Source organism: Streptomyces noursei (assembly GCF_016917755.1).
Lineage (GTDB): Bacteria > Actinomycetota > Actinomycetes > Streptomycetales > Streptomycetaceae > Streptomyces > Streptomyces yunnanensis.
In genome coordinates this window covers 5,693,325-5,714,556 of the sequence record NZ_CP070326.1, presented here as the reverse complement: position 1 = coordinate 5,714,556, position 21,232 = coordinate 5,693,325, and the positions used below count along the sequence as shown (strand labels likewise).

Below are 21,232 nucleotides of genomic sequence, written 5' to 3'. Positions count from 1 at the left end.
TGACCTCAACTCAGCTTGAGGTACCAGAGTGGCGGCAGTCGACCATCCCCCCGCGGCGGGGCGGTCGTCCCTCACCGGCGCCCACTCCGCCGCCCTCCTCCCAAGGAAACGACCCCGCCATGCGCGCAATACGGCTGCACACCTTCGGCCCCGCGGAAAACCTCGTCCACGAGACCCTCGACGACCCCGCCCCGGGTCCGGGCGAGGTCCGTATCGCGGTGGCCGCGGCGGGCGTCCATCTCCTGGACACCGCCCTCCGCCAGGGCCTGGAAGGCGGCCCCGCGCCGCTGCCCGACCTGCCGACCGTGCCCGGCCGGGAGGTGGCCGGCACCGTCGACGCCATCGGCGAGGGCACCGATCCCGGCTGGCTCGGCCGACCCGTCGTCGCGCACCTCGGCATGGTCCCGGGCGGCTACGCCGAACTGGCCGTGACCAGCACCGACCGGCTGCACGCCATCCCCGAGGGGCTGGATCCGTCCCAGGCCGTCGCCATGATCGGCACCGGCCGCACCACCATGGGCATCCTGCTCTTCGCCGACCTCGCCCCCGACGACCTCGCGATCGTCCCGGCGGCCGCCGGCGGCATCGGCTCGCTGCTCGTCCAGTACGCCAGGAACGTCGGCGCGACCGTCATCGGCCTGGCCGGCGGACCCGCCAAGGTGGCCCACGTCCGCGAGCTGGGCGCCGACCTCGCCCTCGATTACACCGAGGCCGACTGGCCGACCCTCACCCGCCGCTTCCTCGACGAGCGCGGCGCCACCGGGGCCACCCTCGTCTTCGACTCGGTGGGCGGCGCCGAAGGCCGCGCCGCCGTGGACCTCCTCGCCCGCGGCGGTCGCCACCTGGTCTTCGGATGGTCCTCCGGCGGCCCGCCGCACTTCACGGACGCCGAACTCGCCGAACGCGGCATCACCTCCGAAACCGTCCTCGGCCCCCCGATGCTGGCCCGGGCCGGCGGCATCAACCCGATCCGCACCCTGGAGACCGCCGCCCTGGCCGAAGCCGCAGCCGGCCGACTCGTCCCCACCGTCCACCGCTTCCCCCTCGCCGAGGCCGCGGCCGCGCACCGCGCCCTGGAGTCCCGCGGCACGATGGGCAAGGTCGTCCTGGTGCCGTAAGGCCGGCCCGCGCCCCGGCCCGGCCCGGCCCGTCGAGGTGCCACGGCCCGCCACCAGCGCGGGCCCCACCCCGCCCCGCCCCGCGCGGCGGCCTACCGCACCACCGCCAACTCCCTCCCCGTCACATTCAGCCGCCGCCCGCCGGTCTCCGTACACGCCACGATGTCCTCGATCCGCACCCCGAACCGGCCCGGCAGATAGATCCCGGGCTCGATGGAGAAGCACATCCCCGGTACCAGCGGCAGATGCTCGCCCTCCACCATGTACGGCGGCTCATGGGTGGTGACCCCGATGCCGTGCCCGGTCCGATGGATGAAGTACTCGCCGTAGCCCGCCGCCTTGATCACCCGCCGGGCGACCCGGTCGATCTCCTGACACGCGACGCCGGGCCGCACCGCCTCGAACGCCGCCTGCTGGGCCTCCCGCACGATCTCGTGCACCGTCCGCTCCTCGGCGCTCGGCTCCCCGACGTGCACGGTCCGCGTGGTGTCCGACCCGTAGCCGTCCTTCAACCCGCCGAAGTCGAGCACGACCATGTCGCCGTCCTCGATGACCCGCTCCCCCGCCTCATGGTGCGGATTGGCCCCGTTGGGCCCCGACCCGACGACCGTGAAGTCCACCTGGCTGTGCCCGTGCTCGGTCAGCAGCCGCGCCAGATCCGCCGCCACGTCGCACTCCCGCCGCCCGGCGAACCGCACCCCCAGGATGTCCTGGTACGTCGCGTCCGCGGCCGCCCCCGCCGCCGCCAGCCGCTCCACCTCGTACGCGTCCTTCACGGCCCGCAGCATCGGCAGCGCCTCCGTCAGCGCCGCGTAACCGCCGCCGGGGACCGTGCGCTGCAGTCCGAGCAGATGCAGCGCCCACATCCCGTCCGACACCCCGTAACGCCCCTGCGGCGCCAGCCACTTGGCCAGCTCGGCGTAGGGGTCCGCCCCGTCGGACCACCCCGCCACCTCCAGCGCCCCGGCCCCCGCGGCGCGCTCCGCGTCCGGCCGCTCCAGTACGGGCACCAGCAGCCGCCCGGCCCGCCCCGGCTCGATCACCAACGCCGTCAGCCGCTCGGTCACGGCCGTCGGCTGGTACCCGCACAGCCACACCAGGTCCGGCCCCGGCGTCACGATCACCCCGGCCAGCCCGGCCGCCGCCGCGGCCTGCCCGGCCCGCGCCATCCGCTGCTCGTACGCGTCCCGCGTCATCGAAGTCACCATGCCGCGAAATCTACGCCGCCCCGCCCGCCGCCCCCGGCGATCTCGACAAGGTCGACAGGTCACCAGGCCGGACCGGGCCAACACCTCAGACCGGGCCAACGCCTCCGTCCGGGCCGGGAGGTCATGCCGTCCGCTCTCGCGGCCCCGGCCTCCGCGTCGCCAGGAACAACGCCACACCCCAGCCGACCAGCGTCGCCCCGAACAGCACGTTGACGAGCAGCACCAACCGCCGGCTCTCACTGTCCCGCCGGAACGCCACGAAGGCGGGCAGGAAGTACAGCAGGAGCCCCACCACGGAGAGAACCACGACTTCCAAGGGCCCCAGGTCCGCTTCCGCCCACCCCCTCACCCCAACTGGCGCCCGCCCGAACCGACTTCCCACACCCCGGGACGCCCACCACCAGACAAGAAAAAGCCCAGGTCAGCATCGCTGTGACCTGGGCCTCCCAGAGCCCCCTGTCGGATTCGAACCGACGACCTTCGCTTTACAAGAGCGGCGCTCTGACCAGCTGAGCTAAGGAGGCGTACCGGAAGAAGTGTACCTAGGCGCACCCGGTGCCGGTTGCCTTATTCGGGGTCGCCTTGTTCAGGCATCACCCGGACACCGCTCGCGCCGCCCACCTCGCTCGGGCCCGCCCGGGCGTCGCGCCGCCACGAGCCGGTCCCGCCGGACGACCGCGCCGCCACGCCCCGGCCCCTCGTCCCGCACCCCGCCGACCGACCGCATTTCGTGACCGCGGACCTACTGACACCCGGCCCCGGCGCAGGTAGCGTCACCAGCGGCTTGCCGCTGTGGACTACACCACTTCGTGTGGTGGGCCCCGGGGGTGGGCCACGCGCACTCCTCCCGGGGGCGCGCTCTCCTTTACTCGGATCGTCCGGCACGTTCCTGCCGGTGAAGGGACACACCATGGCAACGGTCACCTACGACCAGGCAACCCGGATCTACCCGGGCTCCGACAAGCCCGCCGTCGACAAGCTCGACATCACCATCGAGGACGGCGAGTTCCTCGTGCTCGTCGGGCCCTCCGGATGCGGCAAGTCCACCTCGTTGCGGATGCTCGCGGGGCTGGAGGACGTCGACGAGGGCGCGATCCGCATCGGCGACCGCGACGTCACCCACCTGCCGCCCAAGGACCGGGACATCGCCATGGTGTTCCAGAACTACGCGCTCTACCCGCACATGACGGTCGCCGACAACATGGGCTTCGCGCTCAAGATCGCCGGCGTGCCGAAGGCCGAGATCCGGCAGAAGGTCGAGGACGCGGCGAAGATCCTGGACCTGACGGAGTACCTGGGGCGCAAGCCGAAGGCGCTCTCCGGCGGCCAGCGCCAGCGGGTCGCGATGGGCCGCGCCATCGTCCGCGAGCCCCAGGTGTTCCTCATGGACGAGCCGCTGTCCAACCTGGACGCCAAGCTGCGGGTGCAGACCCGTACGCAGATCGCCGGGCTCCAGCGCCGCCTCGGCATCACCACCGTCTACGTCACCCACGACCAGGTCGAGGCCATGACCATGGGCGACCGGGTCGCGGTCCTCAAGGACGGGCTGCTCCAGCAGGTCGACTCGCCGCGCAACATGTACGACCGCCCGGCCAACCTCTTCGTCGCGGGCTTCATCGGCTCGCCCGCCATGAACCTCATCGAGGTGCCGATCACCGACGGCGGGGTGAAGTTCGGCAACAGCGTGGTGCCGGTCAGTCGGGAGGCGCTCGCCGGCGCCGAGGGCGAGCGCACGGTGACGGTCGGCATCCGGCCGGAGCACTTCGACATCGTCGAGCAGAACGGCGCGGCCGCCAAGTCGCTGTCCACGGACACCCCGGCCGGCCTGGCGGTGACGGTCAACGTCGTCGAGGAGCTGGGCGCCGACGGCTACGTCTACGGGACGGCCGAGGTCGGCGGGGCGGTCAAGGACCTCGTCGTCCGGGTCAACGGCCGCCAGGTACCGGCCAAGGGGACCCAGCTGCACGTCGTGCCGCAACCGGGCGAGACGCACGTCTTCTCCACCTCGACGGGCAAGCGGCTCACCGGCTGACCGGCCGGGCGGCGGGCGGAGCCGGGCCGGCGGGGCGTCTCTCCGTCCCGCTCCGGCCTGATCCGCCCGCCCCCGCCCCATCCGGTTTACCGCGGCGGCGGTGTGGGGTACTGCGCGTCCCCGCACCGCCGCCGCGGCGCGTCCGGGCCGCGGAAGGCCAGCGCTCCCAAGCCCGGGAAGGGGGCGACGGGCGCCCTCGCCGCACCCCGGGAAGCCCGCCCGGAAGCGGCTTTTCGCATCAATCCGTCAACCCAACAACCGCACCGACGAGCCATTCCGTCCCCCGATAAGGTGACCAAATGTCGCCAAATCATCACCCCTCGCTACCATCACGACCGTGAACTCCGCAGCCCGCCGTATCGGCCGAACTCTCGCCCTCGTCCTGCCCGTCGTCCTCGTGCTCTCCGGGACCCTCGCGGTCACCCGCGTCCCGTGGGCATCGAAGACCACCGAGTCGCAGGTGCTCGCCGCGTCCTCCGGCAAGGTCTCCACCAAGGCCGGCCCCCGCGCCGCCCAGGACGTGCTCCGGGACCGTCTCCTCGTCGAACTCCAGGAGAAGGACCCCGGCGTCGCCCTGACGCACCTCCAGGAGGCCACCAACGCCCGGCCCTCGCTGGCCAAGCACTGCGCCTCCATCGCCCGTGCCCTCGGCCGTGCCGCGGTCGCCAAGTACGGTGCCGCGCACCGCGCCCAGGCGTTCTCCCGGCCGGTCTGTGACACCTCCTTCGCCTCCGGTGTGGCCGCCGCCCAGTGATCGTCGCTCGCACCGCATAGGGTGCGAAACATGACAGGTGCCCCGCATTCCCACCCCACGCAGGCCGTGGTCCTGGCCGGCGGCCAGGGCTCCCGTCTTCGCCCGTATACCGACGACCGCCCCAAGCCGATGGTCGAGATTCCCGGTACCGGAACCCCGATCATCGGCCATCAGCTGAACTGGCTCGCCGAAGAGGGCGTCACCGACGTCGTCATCTCCTGCGGGCACCTCGCCGAGGTCCTCCAGGACTGGCTGGACCAGGCCCAACTCCCCTTGCGCGTCACGACCGTTGTCGAGACCGAGCCGCTGGGGCGCGGCGGCGGCCTGAAGTACGCCGCCGGCTCCCTGCCCCGCCCGGACGAGCCCTGGTACGCCACCAACGGCGACATCTGGACCCGTTTCCCGCTCCGCGAGATGGCCGCCTTCCACGACGAGCGCGACGCCGCGGCCACTCTGGCGCTCGCCCGCCCGCGCATCCCCTGGGGCGCCGTCGAAACCGACGCCTTCGGGCACGTCCTGGATTTCATCGAGGCCCCGCCCTCCCCGTATCTGATCAACGCGGGCGTCTACGTCTTCGCCGCGACCTTCGCCGAGCTGCTGCCCGCCCGAGGCGACCACGAGCGCACCACCTTCCCGCGCCTCGCCCGGGAACGCCGGCTGGCCGGCTATCCGCTCCCCCAGGGCTCCTACTGGCGCGCCATCGACACCGCCAAGGACCTCACCGAGGCCGCCGAGGAAATGGCCGCACACGGCCGTTGAGCCGTCGTCGACGACGCGCTCCCCACCCCTCCCCACCCCTCCCCACCCCTCCGCCCCCCCGCAACGAGAAGCGGCCCGCACCGCTGGTCCCCGACCGCTCGCCCCCGGCCTGAGGCCGTGAAGGGGGGCGGAGCGATCGGGGACCAGTGGTGCGGGCGGTGTGGAGGAACGGGGCGGCGTGGGCCCGGGTGGGTCAGCCCAGCAGGCCGCCGAGGGTGCTGCCGCGGCCGGAGTCGCCTCCGGGGGCGCCGCTGCTGGAGCCGCCGCTCGTGCCGCCGCCGGTGCCGCCAGAGCCGGCCGGCGACTGGGTGCGGCCGGGGGTGCGACTCGGGCCGGACAGCTGCGGGGCGCTGCTGGTCGCGCCGGGCCGGCGGGCCGAGCTGCCCGTGTGGCCGCCCGCCGACGGGCTGCCGGGGGCCGAGGCCGACGGCGTGCCCGGCTTGTGGGCCTTGTGGGAGGCGCTCGTGGAGGGCGCGCCGGGGTGGCCGGGGATGCGGTGGCCGGGGCGGGCGGCGTGGTGGCCGGGGCGGGGCAGGGGCGAGCCGGGGAGGTTGTTGATGGCGGGCTCGCCGGGCCGCGGCACGGTCGGCACCCGCGCGGTCCGTACGGCGCCGCCCAGCAGGGAGCCGATGAGCAGGGTCAGCCCGGCCACCACCGCGGTCATCACGGCGCCGCGGCGCAGCACCCGGCGGCGCAGCGCACCGACCTCGACGCGCGGGCCCAGCCGCCGCCATGCCTCACCGGCCAGCCGGGCGTCCATGGAGTAGACGGGGGCGCCGGCGATGATCAGCGGGCTCCAGGCGGCGAGGTAGATGATGTCGGGGGCGTCGTAGGCGGGCAGGGTGCGCCAGCTGACGGTCATCAGCAGCGCCGCGGAGAGCAGCGCACCGAACGAGGCGGCGACCCGCTGCCACAGCCCGCAGATGGTCAGCACGCCCACCACGACCTGGAGGAAGGCCACCGTCAGCCCGGCGCCGACCGGGTGCGCGACCGCGAAGTCCCGCAGCGGCACGGCCAGTTCCCAGGGGTGGAGGGAGAGCAGCCAGGTGACCATCGAGCCGCGCTGGCCGCCGTCGAAGTAGACGGGGTCACAGAGCTTGCCCATGCCGGCGTAGACCGAGATCAGCCCGAGGAAGATCCGCAGCGGGAGCAGCACCACGCCGAGGTTCATCCGGCGGCCGGGGTAGTAGGCGTGCCGGACGCTGTCGCCGCCGCGCCGCCGGACCCCGGTGTCGTAGCTGTCGCGCATCTCGAAGCGCTCGTCGTCGCGGCCGTCCTCGTCGTCGTACCGCTGACCGGGCAACCGGGCGGCGACGGCGCGGGTGCCGCGCGGCAGGGTGTCCTCGCCGTCGGCGGGACCGCGCGGGCCGACGACGGTGGAGGCGGGGGAGCCACCGAGCCGGACCCGGGGCAGGACCTGGGTCGTGCCGACGTCCTCGGCCGGTCCGCGGTCCAGGCCGACGCTGGCGTCGCGCACCGCGTGCAGGAGCTGGGTGGTGGCGCCGGCGGTACCGCCCGGTTCGGTGCGACCGCTCCAGACCACGGGCGTGCGGCGTCTGGGCGGCGATCCCCGGAGGGCGGGGACGCGCGTGGTCTCTGCCAGGCGGCCGGCGACCACGGGAGCGGCGAGCTGCACGCGGAAGCTGGCGTGGTTGACGATGACCTGCGCGGGATCGCACGGCACCTTGACCGAGCTCAGGACCGGCTCGTCGTCGAAGCTCGACGACGAGCGTCCCCCCGTAGGCGTGCGGGGTGTTCTGGTGTCCACGCTCATCTAACCGAGTGACCCGCGGTTAAGACACTGCCTTGACCGGCCCGATCTGTCCGAGACCCGTCAAAAGATCACGTGATACGGCAGAGACGTACGGAGCGTCATGCTGTGCCCCGGACCGGGCGGCGGTGCGGCCCGCCCGACCCGGGGCACCGCCGGAAGCACCCGGCGGCGGCCGCCTCAGCCGCGGCGGCGGGCCGCCTCCCACAGGACCACACCGGCGGCGACACCGGCGTTCAGCGACTCCGCGCCACCCGGCATCGGGATCCGCACGCGCAGGTCGCAGGTCTCGCCGACGAGCCGCGACAGGCCCTTGCCCTCGCTGCCGACGACGATGACGACCGGGCCGTCCAGGACCTCCAGGTCCTGCAGCTCCACATCGCCGTCCGCGGCCAGGCCGACCACCGTCAGTCCGGCCTTCTGGTACGACTCCAGGGCCCGGGTCAGGTTGGTGGCCCGGGCCACCGGCGTACGGGCCGCGGTGCCCGCCGAGGTCTTCCAGGCGCCCGCGGTCATCCCGGCCGCCCGGCGCTCGGGCACGACCACGCCGTGGCCGCCGAAGGCGGAGACGGAGCGGACGACGGCGCCCAGGTTGCGCGGGTCGGTCACGCCGTCCAGCGCGACGATCAGCGGGTCCTCACCGTCGTCGAAGGCGGCCGCGGACAGGTCCTCGGGGTGCGCGTACTCGTACGGCGGGATCTGGGCGACCAGGCCCTGGTGGTTGAGGCCGTTCGTCATCCGGTCCAGCTCGGCGCGCGGCGCCTCCAGGAGGTTCAGCCCGAGCTCGTTGGCGAGCCGGAGGGCCTCGCGCACCCGCTCGTCGTTGTCGATGAACTGCTGCACGTACAGGGTGGTCGCGGGCACGCCCTCGCGCAGCGCCTCGACGACCGGGTTGCGGCCCACGACCAGCTCCGCGGTGCCCTTGGCGCCGCCGCGCCGCGGCGCCGGCCGGCGGCTGTCGGCCTGCTTGCTCTTGGCGTTGGCGATGCGGTTCTTGACGTGCCCCTTGCGCGCGGACGCGGGCGGGGTCGGCCCCTTGCCCTCAAGAGACCGGCGCCGCTTACCGCCACTGCCGACCTGAGCGCCCTTCTTGTTCGACGTGCGGCGGTTCCTGCGCTGGCTGTTGCCGGCCATGGGTCACCTGTTTCTTCACTGCTCTCGACGTCTCGCGACGTGGAGTGGGTACGTACGTATGGATTGAGTGTCGCCCGCGGCCACCGGGAAGGGCGAATCCGGCTGGTGGCCGGGGGTACGGCCGGTCCCCGGGGCACCCCCGGGGCCGGGCTCAGGCCAGCGACCAGCGCGGGCCGGAGGGGGTGTCCTCGATGGTCAGACCGGACTGCTGGAGCTGGTCGCGGATGGCGTCGGCGGTGGCGTAGTCCTTGCGGGCGCGGGCGCCCTGCCGCTGCTCCAGGACGAGCCGGACGAGGGAGTCCACGACCCCGTGCAGGTCCTCGCCGCGGTCCGCACCGCCGCTCGACCAGCGCTCGTCGAGCGGGTCCAGGCCGAGCACCCCGAGCATGGCGCGCAGCTCGGCCAGCCGGGCCACCGCGGACTCCTTGTCGTCGGCGGTCAGCGCGGAGTTGCCCTGCCGGACGGTGGTGTGCACGATCGCCAGCGCCTGCGGGACGCCCAGGTCGTCGTCCATCGCCTCGGCGAACGCCGGCGGCACCTCGGCCGCGGGCTCGACGACGCCGACCTTCTCGACGACACGCTGGACGAAGCCCTCGATCCGGGCGAACGCCGACTCGGCCTCGCGCAGCGCCTCCTCGCTGTACTCGATCATCGAGCGGTAGTGCGGGGTGCCGAGGTAGTAGCGCAGCACGATCGGCCGCCAGCGCTTGACCATCTCCGAGACCAGCACGGAGTTGCCCAGCGACTTGGACATCTTCTCGCCGCTCATGGTCACCCAGGCGTTGTGCGACCAGTAGCGGGCGAAGTCGTCCCCGTACGCCTTGGCCTGCGCGATCTCGTTCTCGTGGTGCGGGAAGACCAGGTCGACGCCGCCACCGTGGATGTCGAAGACCGTGCCCAGGTACTTGTGGGCCATCGCCGAGCACTCCAGGTGCCAGCCCGGCCGGCCGCGGCCCCAGGGGGTGTCCCAGCTGGGCTCGCCCTCCTTGGCCGCCTTCCACATGGCGAAGTCGCGCGGGTCCCGCTTGCCCGTCTCGCCCTCGCCGGACGGCTGGAGGAGGTTGGCCAACTCCTGGTTGGAGAGCTGGAGATACTCCGGGAAGGACTTCACGTCGAAGTAGACGTTGCCGTCGGCGGCGTAGGCGTGGCCGCGCTCGATCAGGCCGCGCATCATCTCGATCATCTCGGGGATGTGGCCGGTGGCGCGCGGCTCGTAGGTGGGGCGCAGGCAGCCGAGGGCGTCGTAGGCCGTGTTGAAGGCGACCTCGTTCTCGTAGCCGATCGACCACCACGGGCGGCCCTGCTCGACCGACTTCTGGATGATCTTGTCGTCGATGTCCGTGACGTTGCGGACGAACGTCACGTCGTAGCCGCGGTGGGCGAACCAGCGGCGCATGATGTCGAAGTTGAGTCCGGAGCGGATGTGTCCGATATGCGGCGCGGCCTGCACGGTCGCACCACAGAGGTAGATCGAGACACAGCCCGGCCGGAGCGGGGTGAAATCGCGAATCTGCCGGGCGCTGGTGTCGTACAGGCGAATCGTCACGGGACCAGGGTAGTCGGAACGTGGCAGTGCCCCGTGCCCTCTTGGACACGGGGACACCGAAGCGTCACAGCCGTCCGATTCGCCCGGACTTGCGGACGGGCCGTCCCGGGCGACTCAGATCCGGCCGACCACCTTGCGCGGGGTGATCCGGACCACGACCCGCTGGTCGTCGTCGGCCGAGGCCGGGTTGAACTCCGCGTACGACTTGCCGGTGTACTTCCTCGACAGCTCGTCGATCAGCTCCTGCCCGCCCTCGGTGCTGAGGCTGGCGGTGCCGCGGATCTCGGCGTAGCCGTACGGCGCGTCGAAGGGCTGGAGGACGACCGAGACCCGCGGGTCGCGGCGGATGTTCTGCTCCTTGCGCCGGCCGACGGTCGTCGAGATCAGCAGGTCGTCGCCGTCCCGCTTGACCCAGACCGGGGAGAGCTGGGGGCTGCCGTCCGGCTGGATCGTCCCCACCGTCACGAAGACGGGGGAGTCGAGCAGCTCCTTGAGCTGGTCGGAGAGCGTTGCAGTCACGAAGGATCCTTCCCGCGGGCCGAACCGAGGACTTCCGATGGACACGACTACCCGTGATTCTTCCCCAACGCCCTTTGCTGCGCCGGGCATTCCCGAGCGGTACGGCCAATCGGCGGAACCTCGTTCCGGCCCGCCGGCGGCCTCAGCCGGTGCGCACCACCAGGGCGGTCGCGATCGCGGCCAGCCCCTCGGCGCGACCGGTCAGCCCCAGCCCGTCGGTCGTGGTGCCGGAGACCGAGACCGGCGCCCCGACCGCCGCCGACAGCGCCCGCTGCGCCTCGTCCCGGCGCTTGCCGATCTTCGGACGGACGCCGATGACCTGCACCGCGACATTGCCGATGGCGAAACCCTCGGCCCGGACGATCCGTGCCGCCTCGGCCAACAGCGTCACCCCGGAGGCACCGGACCACTCCGGGCGGGAGGTGCCGAAGTGCGCGCCGAGGTCGCCGACGCCGGCCGCGGAGAACAGCGCGTCGCACGCGGCGTGCGCGGCCACGTCGCCGTCGCTGTGCCCGGCCAGGCCGTAGCCGTCGCTCTCCGCGGCGTCCCAGAGGAGTCCGGCGCACCACAGCTCGCGGCCCTGCTCGAAGGCGTGCACGTCGGTGCCGACCCCGACGAGCGGGACGCCGGGCACGGCGGGCGGCGCGGGAACGGTCCCGGACGGATCAGACATAGCCATCGGTGGCCCTCCTGCGGGCGAGTACGGCCTCGGCCAGGACGAGGTCCAGCGGCCGGGTCACCTTGAACGCTTCCTCGTGGCCCGGGACGAGCACCACCGGCTTCCCGAGCCGCTCCACCAGCCCGGCGTCGTCGGTGGCGCCCTCGCCCTCCACGACGATCTCGTGCGCCGCCAGCAGCGTCGGCAGGTCGAAGCCCTGCGGGGTCTGCACGGCGCGCAGCAGCGACCGCTCCGGGGTGCCGACCACCGGCTCCGGGGTGCCCTGGGGGCGCGGTTCGACCTGCTTGACGGTGTCGGCCAGCGGCAGCGCGGGGACGACGGCCGGGGCGCCGTCGCGGACCGCCGCGATCACCGCATCCACCGTCTCGACCGGCACCAGCGGGCGGGCCGCGTCGTGGACCAGGACCACGTCGATGCCGTCCGGCAGCGCGGCCAGCCCGCGCCGGACGGATTCCTGGCGGGTCGTCCCGCCGGGGACCACGGTCAGCCCGGTGCGGTCGGCGAGCGGATGGGCGTCGAGCAGGCGGCGGACCCCTTCGGGGTCGTCCTGCGGGGCGACCACGACGATGTGCGTGACGGCGCGCGAGGCGGCCATCGCGCGGACCGCGTGGACCAGCATCGGGGTGCCGCCGAGGGTGCGCAGGGCCTTGGGGGCGCCGGGACCGAGCCGGACGCCGAGGCCGGCTGCGGGGATGACCGCCGCGGTACGGACCGGGCGGGAAGGATCTGACATCGATGGCTCCGGAGTCCGGGCTCGGCCCGGAATTGGGGCAGACAGGTTTGTTTCCTCGGGCGAGGTGGGTATGGCCTGGGAGTGCCGGGCGTTACGCCTTGACCGGAACCCTTCCGTGACATCGGTCGGGGCATCAGCCCGAGCCCGGCACGCCACCATGGGGCCCGGCAGGCTTCCCCGAGGAAGCCGCCGCCGGCTCGGCCTCCGGCTTTCCCACGCACCGCCCGCAGATATGCCGCAGCGCCCGGCAACAGACCTTCCGTTTCCGGAAGACGGTCGTCACTCGGGCACCGCGGCATTGCTACGTTGCTGCTGCGTCGTCACACCGCTGCGTTGTCACACCGCTGCGTCACCACAGCACTGCGCCGCAGTCGGCGTGCGCGTCGTCAGGACGCGAGGACCTCGTCCAGCAGGGCCTCGGCCTTGTCTTCGTTGGTGTTCTCCGCGAGGGCCAGCTCGCTCACCAGGATCTGGCGGGCCTTGGCGAGCATCCTCTTCTCACCGGCGGAAAGTCCGCGCTCACGCTCGCGCCGCCACAGGTCACGAACGACCTCGGCGACCTTGATCACGTCGCCGGAAGCGAGCTTCTCAAGATTTGCCTTGTAGCGACGGGACCAGTTCGTCGGCTCTTCGGCATACGGTGCACGCAGCACCTCGAAGACCCGGTCCAGCCCGTCCTGACCAACCACGTCGCGTACGCCGACGAACTCCGCGTTGTCCGCTGGCACACGAACAGTCAAGTCGCCCTGCGCGACCTTCAGCACCAAGTAGGTCTTGTCCACGCCTTTGATCTGGCGAGTTTCGATGGCCTCGATCAGCGCGGCCCCGTGATGGGGATAGACCACGGTGTCGCCAACCTTGAACGTCATGTGACAGGTACCCCTTCCGTGGCTATCCATGCTAACACGGGAACGGGCCGTTCTGAATGGCGTTTTCGCAGGTCAGGGCATATCTCGGGGCTTGACAACAGCGCCCGGAACGTGCTGCGAGGGGACACTCGGTGCAGGTATTCGCAGGTGGGAGGGGCTTCACGGGGGCCCGGAATGCCACCCACGGCGCACCGGAAACCCGGTGATCAATGAGCCGTACGTCCTGATTTGCACCGATCCGCATGAGCGAGTTCCGCTACTCCGTTCGGACGCTTGGTGACGAGTCGGGTGCGTTTCCCGGAATTGATCAACACTCCCGCACGCCGGTGTGTGATCAATTTCGGGCGGCATGTGCATTCCTTGTGAATACCGCTTTTCACCGGGGGAAACACCACGGCCGCCACTCGAACGGCCGCGTGCCGGAATATGCCTCCCAGTTCTCCGGAGATCGCCACCGAGATCCGCCCGAGATCGACTTCCGGAAATCCCGTCCGGGGGACGTCCGGACCGCCGGCCGCCACCCCCGCCGCGGGCCGGCCGGGCCGGGCGGCGGGTGCGTGATCGCGCAGGAGGCGGGTCGGGTGCGGCACCGCGAGGACGGCTCGGTAACCTAGCGGCGCTGACCAACCCTTAGGGCGGCTTTACGTGCGCGTCCCCATGACGCGTACACGAGTCCGCCCACAGCCGTCCATCCGCGACCGGGCACGAACGTTCGGCCGCCGTAGCTCGTCAAGGAGATGCCGCCGCCGTGAGCCGCAGCCTTCGACGCGGCGTCCTCGCCGCCACCGTCCTCTCGCTCTCGATCGCCACTCTCTCCGCGTGCGGCGCCGGGAACGACGCCCAGACGCTGGGGGTCAAGCCGGACAACGCCGAGACCAGCGTCGGCACGATCAAGGTCCAGAACGCCAACGTCGTCACCCAGCCCGACCCCACCGCCAAGGGGCCGGCCGCGATCACCGCGACGCTGTTCAACTCCGGCGACAAGGACCAGCAGCTGACCGGGATCTCGGTCGACGGCAGCGGCCAGTCCGCCAAGCTGTCGTCCGCCAAGATCAACGTGCCGGCCGGCGGCTCCGTCGTGATCGGCGGCCAGGGCAACCCCAGCGCCGTCCTGGCGAGCGGCCGGGAGGCCGTCCAGGACGGCAACGCCCAGCCGCTGACCTTCACCTTCAGCTCGACCGGCAAGGTGACGCTGAACGCCTTCGTCGTCCCGGCGAAGAACATCTTCGAGAACTACGGCCCGTCGGTGACGCCGCAGCCGTCCACCTCCGCGAGCGGCAAGCCCTCGGAGTCGGCCTCCCCGTCGACCTCCGCCTCGCCCTCGGAGTCGGCGCACACCGGCCACTGAGGTCCGCAGCAACAGGTGAAGGGGCGCCTCTCCGGTCGGGAGGGGCGCCCCTTCACGCACATCGCTCGCGGGCGGCGGCCTACGGCTCGAACTTGTAGCCCAGGCCGCGGACCGTCACCAGATAGCGCGGGGCGCCCGGGTCGGGCTCGATCTTGGCGCGCAGTCGCTTCACGTGGACGTCGAGGGTCTTGGTGTCGCCCACGTAGTCGGCACCCCAGACGCGGTCGATCAGCTGCATCCGGGTCAGCACCCGGCCGGCGTTGCGCAGCAGCATCTCCAGCAGGTCGAACTCCTTGAGCGGCAGGTCCACCTTGCCGCCGGAGACCGTGACGACGTGGCGGTCCACGTCCATCCGGACCGGGCCGGCCTCCAGGGCCTGCGGGGCGACCTCCTCCGGCTCGCCGCGGCGGCGGAGCACGGCGCGGATCCGGGCGACCAGTTCCCGGGAGGAGAAGGGCTTGGTGACGTAGTCGTCGGCCCCTATTTCGAGACCGACGACCTTGTCGATCTCGCTGTCCTTGGCGGTCACCATGATGACGGGGACGTTGGAGCGGCCGCGCAGCTGGCGGCAGACCTCGGTGCCGGGCAGACCCGGCAGCATCAGGTCCAGCAGGACGAGGTCGGCGCCGTTGCGCTCGAACTCGTCCAGGCCGTCGGGGCCGGTGGCCGCCACGGCGACCTCGAAGCCCTCCTTGCGAAGCATGTACGACAGTGCGTCGCTGAACGATTCCTCGTCCTCGACGACAAGCACTCGGGTCACGGAAGGACCTCCGGGGCTGGGTGAGCTGGGAGCGGATCGTTGAAGGTCTCGTACGGGCGGTCCTCGTCGTCGAGGCCCTCCGCAGTGAGGTCCGAGGGCCGCTCGCGGTCGCGGACGGCCCCGGCTTCCGGGAGACGCAAGGTGAAGGTGGAGCCCTGTCCCTCAGCGCTCCACACCGTGACCTCCCCGCCGTGCGAGGCGGCCACGTGTTTGACGATGGCGAGGCCGAGGCCGGTCCCGCCGGTGGCGCGCGAGCGCGCCGGGTCCACGCGGTAGAACCGCTCGAAGATGCGGTCCCGGTCCTTTTCGGATATCCCGATGCCCTGGTCGGTCACCGCGATCTCGATCAGGTCGCCACCGGGTGCGGTGACCCGGCGGCCGGCGATCCCGACGCGGGTGCGCGCCGGGGAGTAGTTGACGGCGTTCTCGACGAGGTTGCCCAGGGCGGCGGCGAGCTGACCGCGGTTCCCCCAGACCGTGAGGTCGGCGGTGCCGCCGGCGGCGATGGTGATCTGCTTGGTGCCGGCCTGCTGGCGGCAGCGGTCGACGGCCTCGGCGACCAGTTCGTCGACCGGCACGGGCTCGGAGTCCTCCAGCGGGTCGTCGTTCTGCACCCGGGAGAGGTCGATGAGCTCCTGGACGAGGTTGGTCAGGCGGGTGGCCTCGTTCTGCATCCGGCCGGCGAAGCGGGTGACCGCCTCCGGGTCGTCGCTGGCGTCCATCACGGCCTCGGAGAGGAGCGAGAGGGCGCCGACGGGGGTCTTGAGCTCATGACTGACGTTGGCCACGAAGTCCCGGCGGACCGCCTCGATGCGGCGGGCCTCCGTCAGGTCCTCGACCAGCAGCAGGACCAGCCGGGAGCCGAGCGGGGCGACCCGGGCGGAGACCGCGAGGGCGTCCCCGCGGCCGGTGCCGCGGCGCGGAAGGTCCAGCTCCACCTGGCGTATCTCCCCGTCGCGACGGGTGTCGCGGGCCATCTGGAGCATCGGTTCGACGGCCAGCCGACCGCCGCGGACCAGCCCGAGGGCGTACGCGGCGGAGCTTGCCTTGACCACCGTGTCGGCCTCGTCGAGGACGACGGCGGAGGAGCGCAGCACCGACAGGACGGTGTCGACACCGGGCGGCAGGACCGCCTCGGTGTGCAGGGACGTACGGGTGGGCTTGGCCTGATCCCGCTCACTCCAGCGGAACGCCAGCATGGCGAAGACGCCGGTGCAGAGCCCGGCGATCGCTGCCATCGCGGCGACGGCCGCGTCCACGTTCATGAATCCAGAGTATGTGCCGATTCCGACACTCCCCCAGCGGTCGGAGATGCTGCTCGGCCACCCTTCGCCCAGAGTTCACCGAGGCGTCGGTGACGGTTCACTCACCGCGACGGCCGGGCCGGGCGGGCGCCCTCGCGGCTGCGGCCGCGACTCCCAGAGTTCACCTCCAGGTCGGTGGTGGTTCACCCCCGGTGGCCCCGCACGTCGCGATCCGGCCGCACATTGAGGGTGCGGGGACCTCCCGGCGCCCGGTCCGTGGGAGCGTAGGCGCCACGGCCACCTCCCATTCATCACCACGCAACGCCCCCCGGAATCCCCCGGGAGCACTCGGAATCCTCGAAGCGAGAGAAGGTCACTGATGCGGGACGCGTACCACGAGGAGCTGGACTCGATCAGCGAGGGCCTGGTCGAGATGGCCCGGCTCGTCGGCTCCGCGATCGGGCGCGCCACCACGGCGATACTCGACGCGGACCTGAAGCTGGCCGAGAACGTCATCGCCGCCGACGAGAAGGTCGACGACCTCCACCGCGACCTGGAGGCGCGGGCCATCGCCCTGCTCGCCCGCCAGCAGCCGGTCGCCACCGACCTGCGGATCGTCGTCACCTCGCTCCGGATGAGCGCCGACCTGGAGCGCTCCGGCGACCTGGCCCAGCACGTCGCCAAGCTGGCCCGGCTGCGCTTCCCGGAGCGGGCGGTGCCGCGCGATCTGCACGCCACCATCCTGGAGATGGGGCAGCTGGCGCAGCGCCTGATGGCCAAGGCCGGCGAGGTCATCATCACCAAGGACGTCGACCTCGCGCTCCAGCTGGAGCAGGACGACGACGCGATGGACCTGCTCCACCGCACGCTCTTCCAGCACCTGATGGACGACCGCTGGAAGCACGGCATCGAGACGGCCGTGGACGTGACCCTGCTGGGCCGCTATTACGAGCGTTTCGCGGACCACGCGGTGTCCGTGGCCAAGCGGGTCGTCTACCTCGTGACCGGCGAGCACGCCGACGAGATCGCCTCGCCGACGGCGGTGGAGGGCGCGTAACGTGCGCCCACGCGCCGTTGACGCGCCTATGCACCCGGGCTTGCAATAAGCACCAGGTGACCCCTAGGAGGCGAATACATGGCACTCATGGCGGACTCCCCCATCCCCGCGTCCCCGAACGAGCCGCCGGCCGCCGGCCGGCCGCTGCTCCCGCTCCTGAGCGGATGCAGCTGCGGACCGGGCTGTGGCTGCGGCTGCCAGTCCGGCGGCCCGTGCCAATGCGGCGGCAGCTGCTGACGAGCGGCTGCCACCGGAGCACGGAAGCAAGCCCCCCTTCCTGCGGCGAAACCGCAGGAAGGGGGGCTTGTGCGTGCGGGCTTACTTCTTCTTGCCCTGGTTCTTCACTGCCTCGATGGCGGCCTTGGCGGCCTCCGGGTCGAGGTAGGTGCCGCCGGGGGTGAGCGGGCGGAAGTCGGCGTCGAGCTCGTAGGAGAGCGGGATGCCGGTGGGGATGTTCAGGCCGGCGATGTCCGCGTCGGAGATCTGGTCGAGGTGCTTGACCAGGGCGCGCAGGCTGTTGCCGTGCGCGGCGACGAGGACCGTGCGGCCGGCCAGCAGGTCCGGGACGATGCCGTCGTACCAGTACGGGAGCATGCGGGTGACGACGTCCTTCAGGCACTCCGTCTTCGGGCGGAGCTCCGGCGGGATCGACGCGTAGCGCGCGTCGTCGCTCTGGGAGAACTCGGTGCCGTCCGCCAGCGGGGGCGGCGGGGTGTCGTACGAACGGCGCCAGAGCATGAACTGCTCCTCGCCGAACTCGGCCAGGGTCTGCGCCTTGTCCTTGCCCTGGAGCGCGCCGTAGTGCCGCTCGTTCAGGCGCCAGCTGCGGTGGACCGGGATCCAGTGGCGGTCGGCGGCCTCCAGGGACAGCTGCGCGGTGCGGATCGCGCGCTTCTGGAGGGAGGTGTGGACGACGTCGGGGAGCAGGCCGGCCTCCTTGAGCAGCTCTCCGCCGCGGACCGCCTCCTTCTCGCCCTTCTCGTTGAGGTTGACGTCCACCCAGCCGGTGAACAGGTTCTTCGCGTTCCACTCGCTCTCGCCGTGGCGGAGCAGGATCAGCTTGTACGGTGCGGTGGCCATGCCGTCGAGCGTAATCGACGCCGGGGGTGTCCCCGCGTGCGGCCGCCACCTGCGCGGATCCGGGGGCGGCGGGGTCGTTGACGTTTGACGTTTCCCGTCAAACGAGTGGCTGGCCGACCCTCCGGTTTGTAGTGTGCGCTTGGCGCTTTCGCCACTTACCGTATCGAACGTCGTCGCACGCCGTCCGGCCGTCGCGGTTGCCCGCCCGTGCGGGTGCGGGCCGGCATCCAAGGGGGAAATGTCATGTCCGCGCCTATCAGTAAGTCCCGGAGGCGGGGCCCGTCCCGGATACGGCGGGCCGCCGTGGAGAGCGTCTCCGGTCTGCCGCCGCAGTTCTGGTGGCTCTGGACCAGCACGCTGGTCAACCGGCTGGGGGCGTTCGTCGCCACGTTCCTGGCCCTCTACCTCACCGTGGAGCGCGGCTACTCGGCCTCGTACGCGGGCCTGGTCGGGGCGCTGTACGGGCTGGGCGGGGTGGTCTCGTCGGTGGGTGCCGGGGTGCTCACCGACCGGCTCGGGCGGCGGCCGACGATGCTGATCGGGCAGGTGTCCACGGCGGCGTCGGTGGCGCTGCTGGGCTTCATGACCGACCCGGTGGCGATCGCGGTGGTGGCCGGCCTGGTCGGCATGGCGACCAACGCCTCGCGCCCCGCCGTGCAGGCGATGATGGCGGACATCGTCGCCCCCGAGGACCGCGTCCGCGCGTTCTCCCTGAACTACTGGGCGATCAACCTCGGCTTCGCCTTCTCCTCCACCGCCGCCGGGCTCATCGCCGAACACGGCTATCTGGCCCTCTTCCTGGGCGAGGCCACGCTGGTGCTGGCCTGCGCGCTGGTGGTGTTCTTCAAACTGCCGGAGTCCCGGCCGGAGGCGGGCGGGGCGGCGGACGACCCGGCGTCCACCGGGGCGTCGGCCGCCGGCGCCGGGCGGGTCTCGATGCTGACCGTGCTGCGCGACGGCCGCTTCATGACCGTCGTCGGACTGAACCTCCTGCTGGCGCTGCTGTTCCAGCAGGCGTACGTCTCGATGCCGGTGTCGATGGGCCGGGCCGGCTTCTCCAGCGCCGACTTCGGGCTGGTCATCGCGGTGAACGGGGTGCTGATCGTGCTGCTCCAGATCCCGGTCACCCGCTTCATCGAGCACCGCAGCCCGGCCGTGCTGCTCGTCGGCTCGGCGCTGCTCGCCGGCTACGGCTTCGGGATGACGGCGCTGGCCGGCTCGGTCGCCCTGTACGCGGTCGCGGTCGCGGTCTGGACCCTCGGCGAGATCATCAACTCGCCCACCCAGATGGGGCTGGTGGTCCGCCTGTCGCCGCTCCACGGCCGCGGTCGCTACCAGGGCATGTACGCGCTGTCCTGGTCCGTCGCCTCGCTGGCCGCCCCGCTGGTCGGCGGCACGATCATCGACCACTACGGCCCCGACGTGCTCTGGGCCGGCTGCGCGGCCGTCGGCACGGTGGCGGCACTGGGGTACGGGCTGCTGCTGCGCCGGCTGCCGGGGAAGGCGGCGCCGTCCGGCGGCACCGCCACCGTCGCCGGGAACCGGGCGGAATCCGCCGGTCAGGGCCCCGCCGACGCGGCCCCATCCGCCGACGAGCGGGCCGGGACCGGGCGGGCGGAAATCCCGTCGAACTCGTAGTACGGCTCGGCTACCCTCCCCCGCATGCCGCCTCGGAAGTCGTCCTTCGTGTGCCTCCCCTGCCGGGCCTCCTACAAACAGCCGCCCCCCGAGGCCCGCGCGGCCGGCCGTCCGCGGCACTGTCCGCGGTGCGCGCGGCAGTTGATCCACGTGGGGTCGGCGTTCGCCGCGCCGCCGCGTCGCGACGCCGAGGGCTGGCGGGTGCTCGACGTCCTGCTGACCGCGGGGGTCCGCTTCCACACCACGGGCTGCTGCGGCGACGGGCCCGGCTACCGCCCGCGCACACTCCGCGAGGTCCGCGAGCGGCGGGCGTACGCGGACGCCACCGGCGAGCCGCTGGTCCGGGCGCTGGTCCGGCGCGAACTCCCCGAGGCGGCCGGCGTCGCCCGCGGGACACGGGGCCGGCGATGACCGCGGCGGCGTTCACCCCGGAGGACCGCGCGGCCGTCACCGAGCTGCTCGCCCTGCACGGGCACCTCTTCGACGACGGTGAACTCCACCGGCTGGACGAGCTGTTCACGCCGGACGTCCGGTACGACGTGACGGTGTTCGGGCAGGGTGTGCTGCACGGCCCGGCACAGATCCTGGCCGCGGCGCTCGCGCTGGCGGAGCGCAACCCGGTCGGGCATCACGTCACCAACATCGTCGTCACACCGGTGACGGGCGATCAGGTACGGGTGCGCTCCAAGGGGTTGGGGGTCGGCGCGGACGGCAGCTGCAGCAGCGTGACCTACGAGGACGTGGTGGTGCGCACGCCCGGGGGATGGCGGATCGCGCGCCGCACGGTCCTGCCCCGGCGGGTGCCGCTGGGCGGCCGGGCGAGGTGACCGCGGGTCCCGCCGGACCTCGCGGCGGGCGCGGCTCTTCGTGGTGGCCACACCCCGAAGACGGGTGCCGGCACGGTCGATCGGGGCGGGCCGACCGGGAATTCTGCTGCGTACGGGCGGTGAGCCGCGCGTCGGGCGCACACCGCGCCCGAGGAC

General features: G+C 72.5%; 21 protein-coding genes and 1 tRNA gene. 9 read left to right on the top strand and 13 right to left on the bottom strand.

The genetic code is table 11. From position 1 onward, the window contains the following. Positions 1–119 precede the first annotated feature (119 nt). Positions 120–1,118, top strand: coding sequence for a zinc-binding dehydrogenase (locus tag JNO44_RS25370; protein ID WP_205366222.1), 999 nt, complete (start codon positions 120–122; stop codon positions 1,116–1,118). Between the two features lie 92 nt (positions 1,119–1,210). On the opposite strand, the gene JNO44_RS25365 is transcribed toward JNO44_RS25370, so the two are convergent. The 3 genes from JNO44_RS25365 to JNO44_RS25355 all read right to left on the bottom strand — a co-directional run bounded on the left by JNO44_RS25365 (position 1,211) and on the right by JNO44_RS25355 (position 2,850). Further along, on the bottom strand, positions 1,211–2,314 hold the full coding sequence (locus JNO44_RS25365; protein ID WP_205370482.1) for an aminopeptidase P family protein: 1,104 nt from the start codon (positions 2,312–2,314) through the stop codon (positions 1,211–1,213). 133 nt (positions 2,315–2,447) lie between these two features. Continuing rightward, positions 2,448–2,633 (bottom strand): superinfection immunity protein, encoded by a 186-nt coding sequence (locus JNO44_RS25360; protein ID WP_240167997.1) that lies wholly within the window; start codon positions 2,631–2,633, stop codon positions 2,448–2,450. Positions 2,634–2,776: 143 nt separating this feature from the next. Next, positions 2,777–2,850, bottom strand: a tRNA-Thr gene (locus JNO44_RS25355). Between the two features lie 386 nt (positions 2,851–3,236). On the opposite strand from JNO44_RS25355, the gene JNO44_RS25350 reads away from it, so the two are divergent. From JNO44_RS25350 to JNO44_RS25340, 3 genes are all read left to right on the top strand, one after another. After that, positions 3,237–4,358: an ABC transporter ATP-binding protein gene (locus JNO44_RS25350; RefSeq protein WP_205366220.1), complete on the top strand. Its 1,122-nt coding sequence runs from the start codon at positions 3,237–3,239 to the stop codon at positions 4,356–4,358. A gap of 337 nt (positions 4,359–4,695) precedes the next feature. Then, positions 4,696–5,112 (top strand): hypothetical protein, encoded by a 417-nt coding sequence (locus JNO44_RS25345; protein WP_205366219.1) that lies wholly within the window; start codon positions 4,696–4,698, stop codon positions 5,110–5,112. A 30-nt stretch (positions 5,113–5,142) separates the two neighbouring features. Next, positions 5,143–5,871 (top strand): nucleotidyltransferase family protein, encoded by a 729-nt coding sequence (locus JNO44_RS25340; RefSeq protein ID WP_039633870.1) that lies wholly within the window; start codon positions 5,143–5,145, stop codon positions 5,869–5,871. 193 nt (positions 5,872–6,064) lie between these two features. Here the strand turns inward: JNO44_RS25340 and JNO44_RS25335 are convergent, their stop codons facing one another. From JNO44_RS25335 to JNO44_RS25305, 7 genes are all read right to left on the bottom strand, one after another. Then, positions 6,065–7,645 (bottom strand): DoxX family membrane protein, encoded by a 1,581-nt coding sequence (locus JNO44_RS25335; RefSeq protein WP_205366218.1) that lies wholly within the window; start codon positions 7,643–7,645, stop codon positions 6,065–6,067. A gap of 177 nt (positions 7,646–7,822) precedes the next feature. Then, entirely contained in the window at positions 7,823–8,776 is a 954-nt protein-coding gene (gene rlmB / locus JNO44_RS25330) for a 23S rRNA (guanosine(2251)-2'-O)-methyltransferase RlmB (RefSeq protein ID WP_205366217.1), read from the bottom strand. A gap of 151 nt (positions 8,777–8,927) precedes the next feature. Next, positions 8,928–10,322: a cysteine--tRNA ligase gene (gene cysS, locus JNO44_RS25325; RefSeq protein WP_205366216.1), complete on the bottom strand. Its 1,395-nt coding sequence runs from the start codon at positions 10,320–10,322 to the stop codon at positions 8,928–8,930. Between the two features lie 114 nt (positions 10,323–10,436). After that, positions 10,437–10,841 carry a PPOX class F420-dependent oxidoreductase gene (locus JNO44_RS25320; RefSeq protein WP_073448385.1) on the bottom strand — a complete coding sequence of 135 codons (405 nt, stop codon included), beginning with the start codon at positions 10,839–10,841 and terminating at the stop codon, positions 10,437–10,439. 142 nt (positions 10,842–10,983) lie between these two features. Further along, the gene (gene ispF, locus JNO44_RS25315) at positions 10,984–11,514 is read right to left on the bottom strand and encodes a 2-C-methyl-D-erythritol 2,4-cyclodiphosphate synthase (RefSeq protein WP_205370480.1); all 531 of its coding nucleotides are present in this window, start codon (positions 11,512–11,514) and stop codon (positions 10,984–10,986) included. Beyond that, on the bottom strand, positions 11,507–12,253 hold the full coding sequence (ispD, locus tag JNO44_RS25310) for a 2-C-methyl-D-erythritol 4-phosphate cytidylyltransferase (RefSeq protein ID WP_039633882.1): 747 nt from the start codon (positions 12,251–12,253) through the stop codon (positions 11,507–11,509). Before ispD ends, ispF begins: the two co-directional genes overlap by 8 nt. A 386-nt stretch (positions 12,254–12,639) precedes the next feature. Next, on the bottom strand, positions 12,640–13,122 hold the full coding sequence (locus tag JNO44_RS25305; protein ID WP_003953493.1) for a CarD family transcriptional regulator: 483 nt from the start codon (positions 13,120–13,122) through the stop codon (positions 12,640–12,642). A 748-nt stretch (positions 13,123–13,870) separates the two neighbouring features. On the opposite strand from JNO44_RS25305, the gene JNO44_RS25300 reads away from it, so the two are divergent. Continuing rightward, positions 13,871–14,470, top strand: coding sequence for a copper chaperone PCu(A)C domain-containing protein (locus JNO44_RS25300; RefSeq protein WP_205366215.1), 600 nt, complete (start codon positions 13,871–13,873; stop codon positions 14,468–14,470). 79 nt (positions 14,471–14,549) lie between these two features. On the opposite strand, the gene phoP is transcribed toward JNO44_RS25300, so the two are convergent. Next, positions 14,550–15,221: a two-component system response regulator PhoP gene (gene phoP / locus JNO44_RS25295; protein WP_466869767.1), complete on the bottom strand. Its 672-nt coding sequence runs from the start codon at positions 15,219–15,221 to the stop codon at positions 14,550–14,552. A gap of 5 nt (positions 15,222–15,226) precedes the next feature. Then, positions 15,227–16,495, bottom strand: coding sequence for a two-component system sensor histidine kinase PhoR (gene phoR, locus JNO44_RS25290; protein WP_205366214.1), 1,269 nt, complete (start codon positions 16,493–16,495; stop codon positions 15,227–15,229). A 358-nt stretch (positions 16,496–16,853) separates the two neighbouring features. Between phoR and phoU the strand changes: the two genes are divergently transcribed. Further along, on the top strand, positions 16,854–17,531 hold the full coding sequence (phoU, locus tag JNO44_RS25285) for a phosphate signaling complex protein PhoU (RefSeq protein ID WP_205366213.1): 678 nt from the start codon (positions 16,854–16,856) through the stop codon (positions 17,529–17,531). Between the two features lie 318 nt (positions 17,532–17,849). Here phoU and JNO44_RS25280 read toward each other — a convergent pair whose 3' ends face one another. Further along, positions 17,850–18,611, bottom strand: coding sequence for a phosphoglyceromutase (locus JNO44_RS25280; protein ID WP_039633913.1), 762 nt, complete (start codon positions 18,609–18,611; stop codon positions 17,850–17,852). A 243-nt stretch (positions 18,612–18,854) separates the two neighbouring features. Here JNO44_RS25280 and JNO44_RS25275 point away from each other — a divergent pair, with 243 nt between their 5' ends. From JNO44_RS25275 to JNO44_RS25265, 3 genes are read left to right on the top strand one after another with little or no spacing between them, the layout of a single operon-like run. Further along, a complete protein-coding gene (locus JNO44_RS25275) occupies positions 18,855–20,249 on the top strand; it encodes an MDR family MFS transporter (RefSeq protein WP_205366212.1) in 1,395 nt (464 codons plus the stop codon). Between the two features lie 24 nt (positions 20,250–20,273). Beyond that, positions 20,274–20,660 carry a deoxyxylulose-5-phosphate synthase gene (locus JNO44_RS25270; RefSeq protein ID WP_205366211.1) on the top strand — a complete coding sequence of 129 codons (387 nt, stop codon included), beginning with the start codon at positions 20,274–20,276 and terminating at the stop codon, positions 20,658–20,660. Beyond that, positions 20,657–21,076 (top strand): nuclear transport factor 2 family protein, encoded by a 420-nt coding sequence (locus tag JNO44_RS25265; RefSeq protein WP_205366210.1) that lies wholly within the window; start codon positions 20,657–20,659, stop codon positions 21,074–21,076. The genes JNO44_RS25270 and JNO44_RS25265 overlap by 4 nt, the downstream gene beginning before the upstream one ends. Positions 21,077–21,232: the final 156 nt, after the last annotated feature.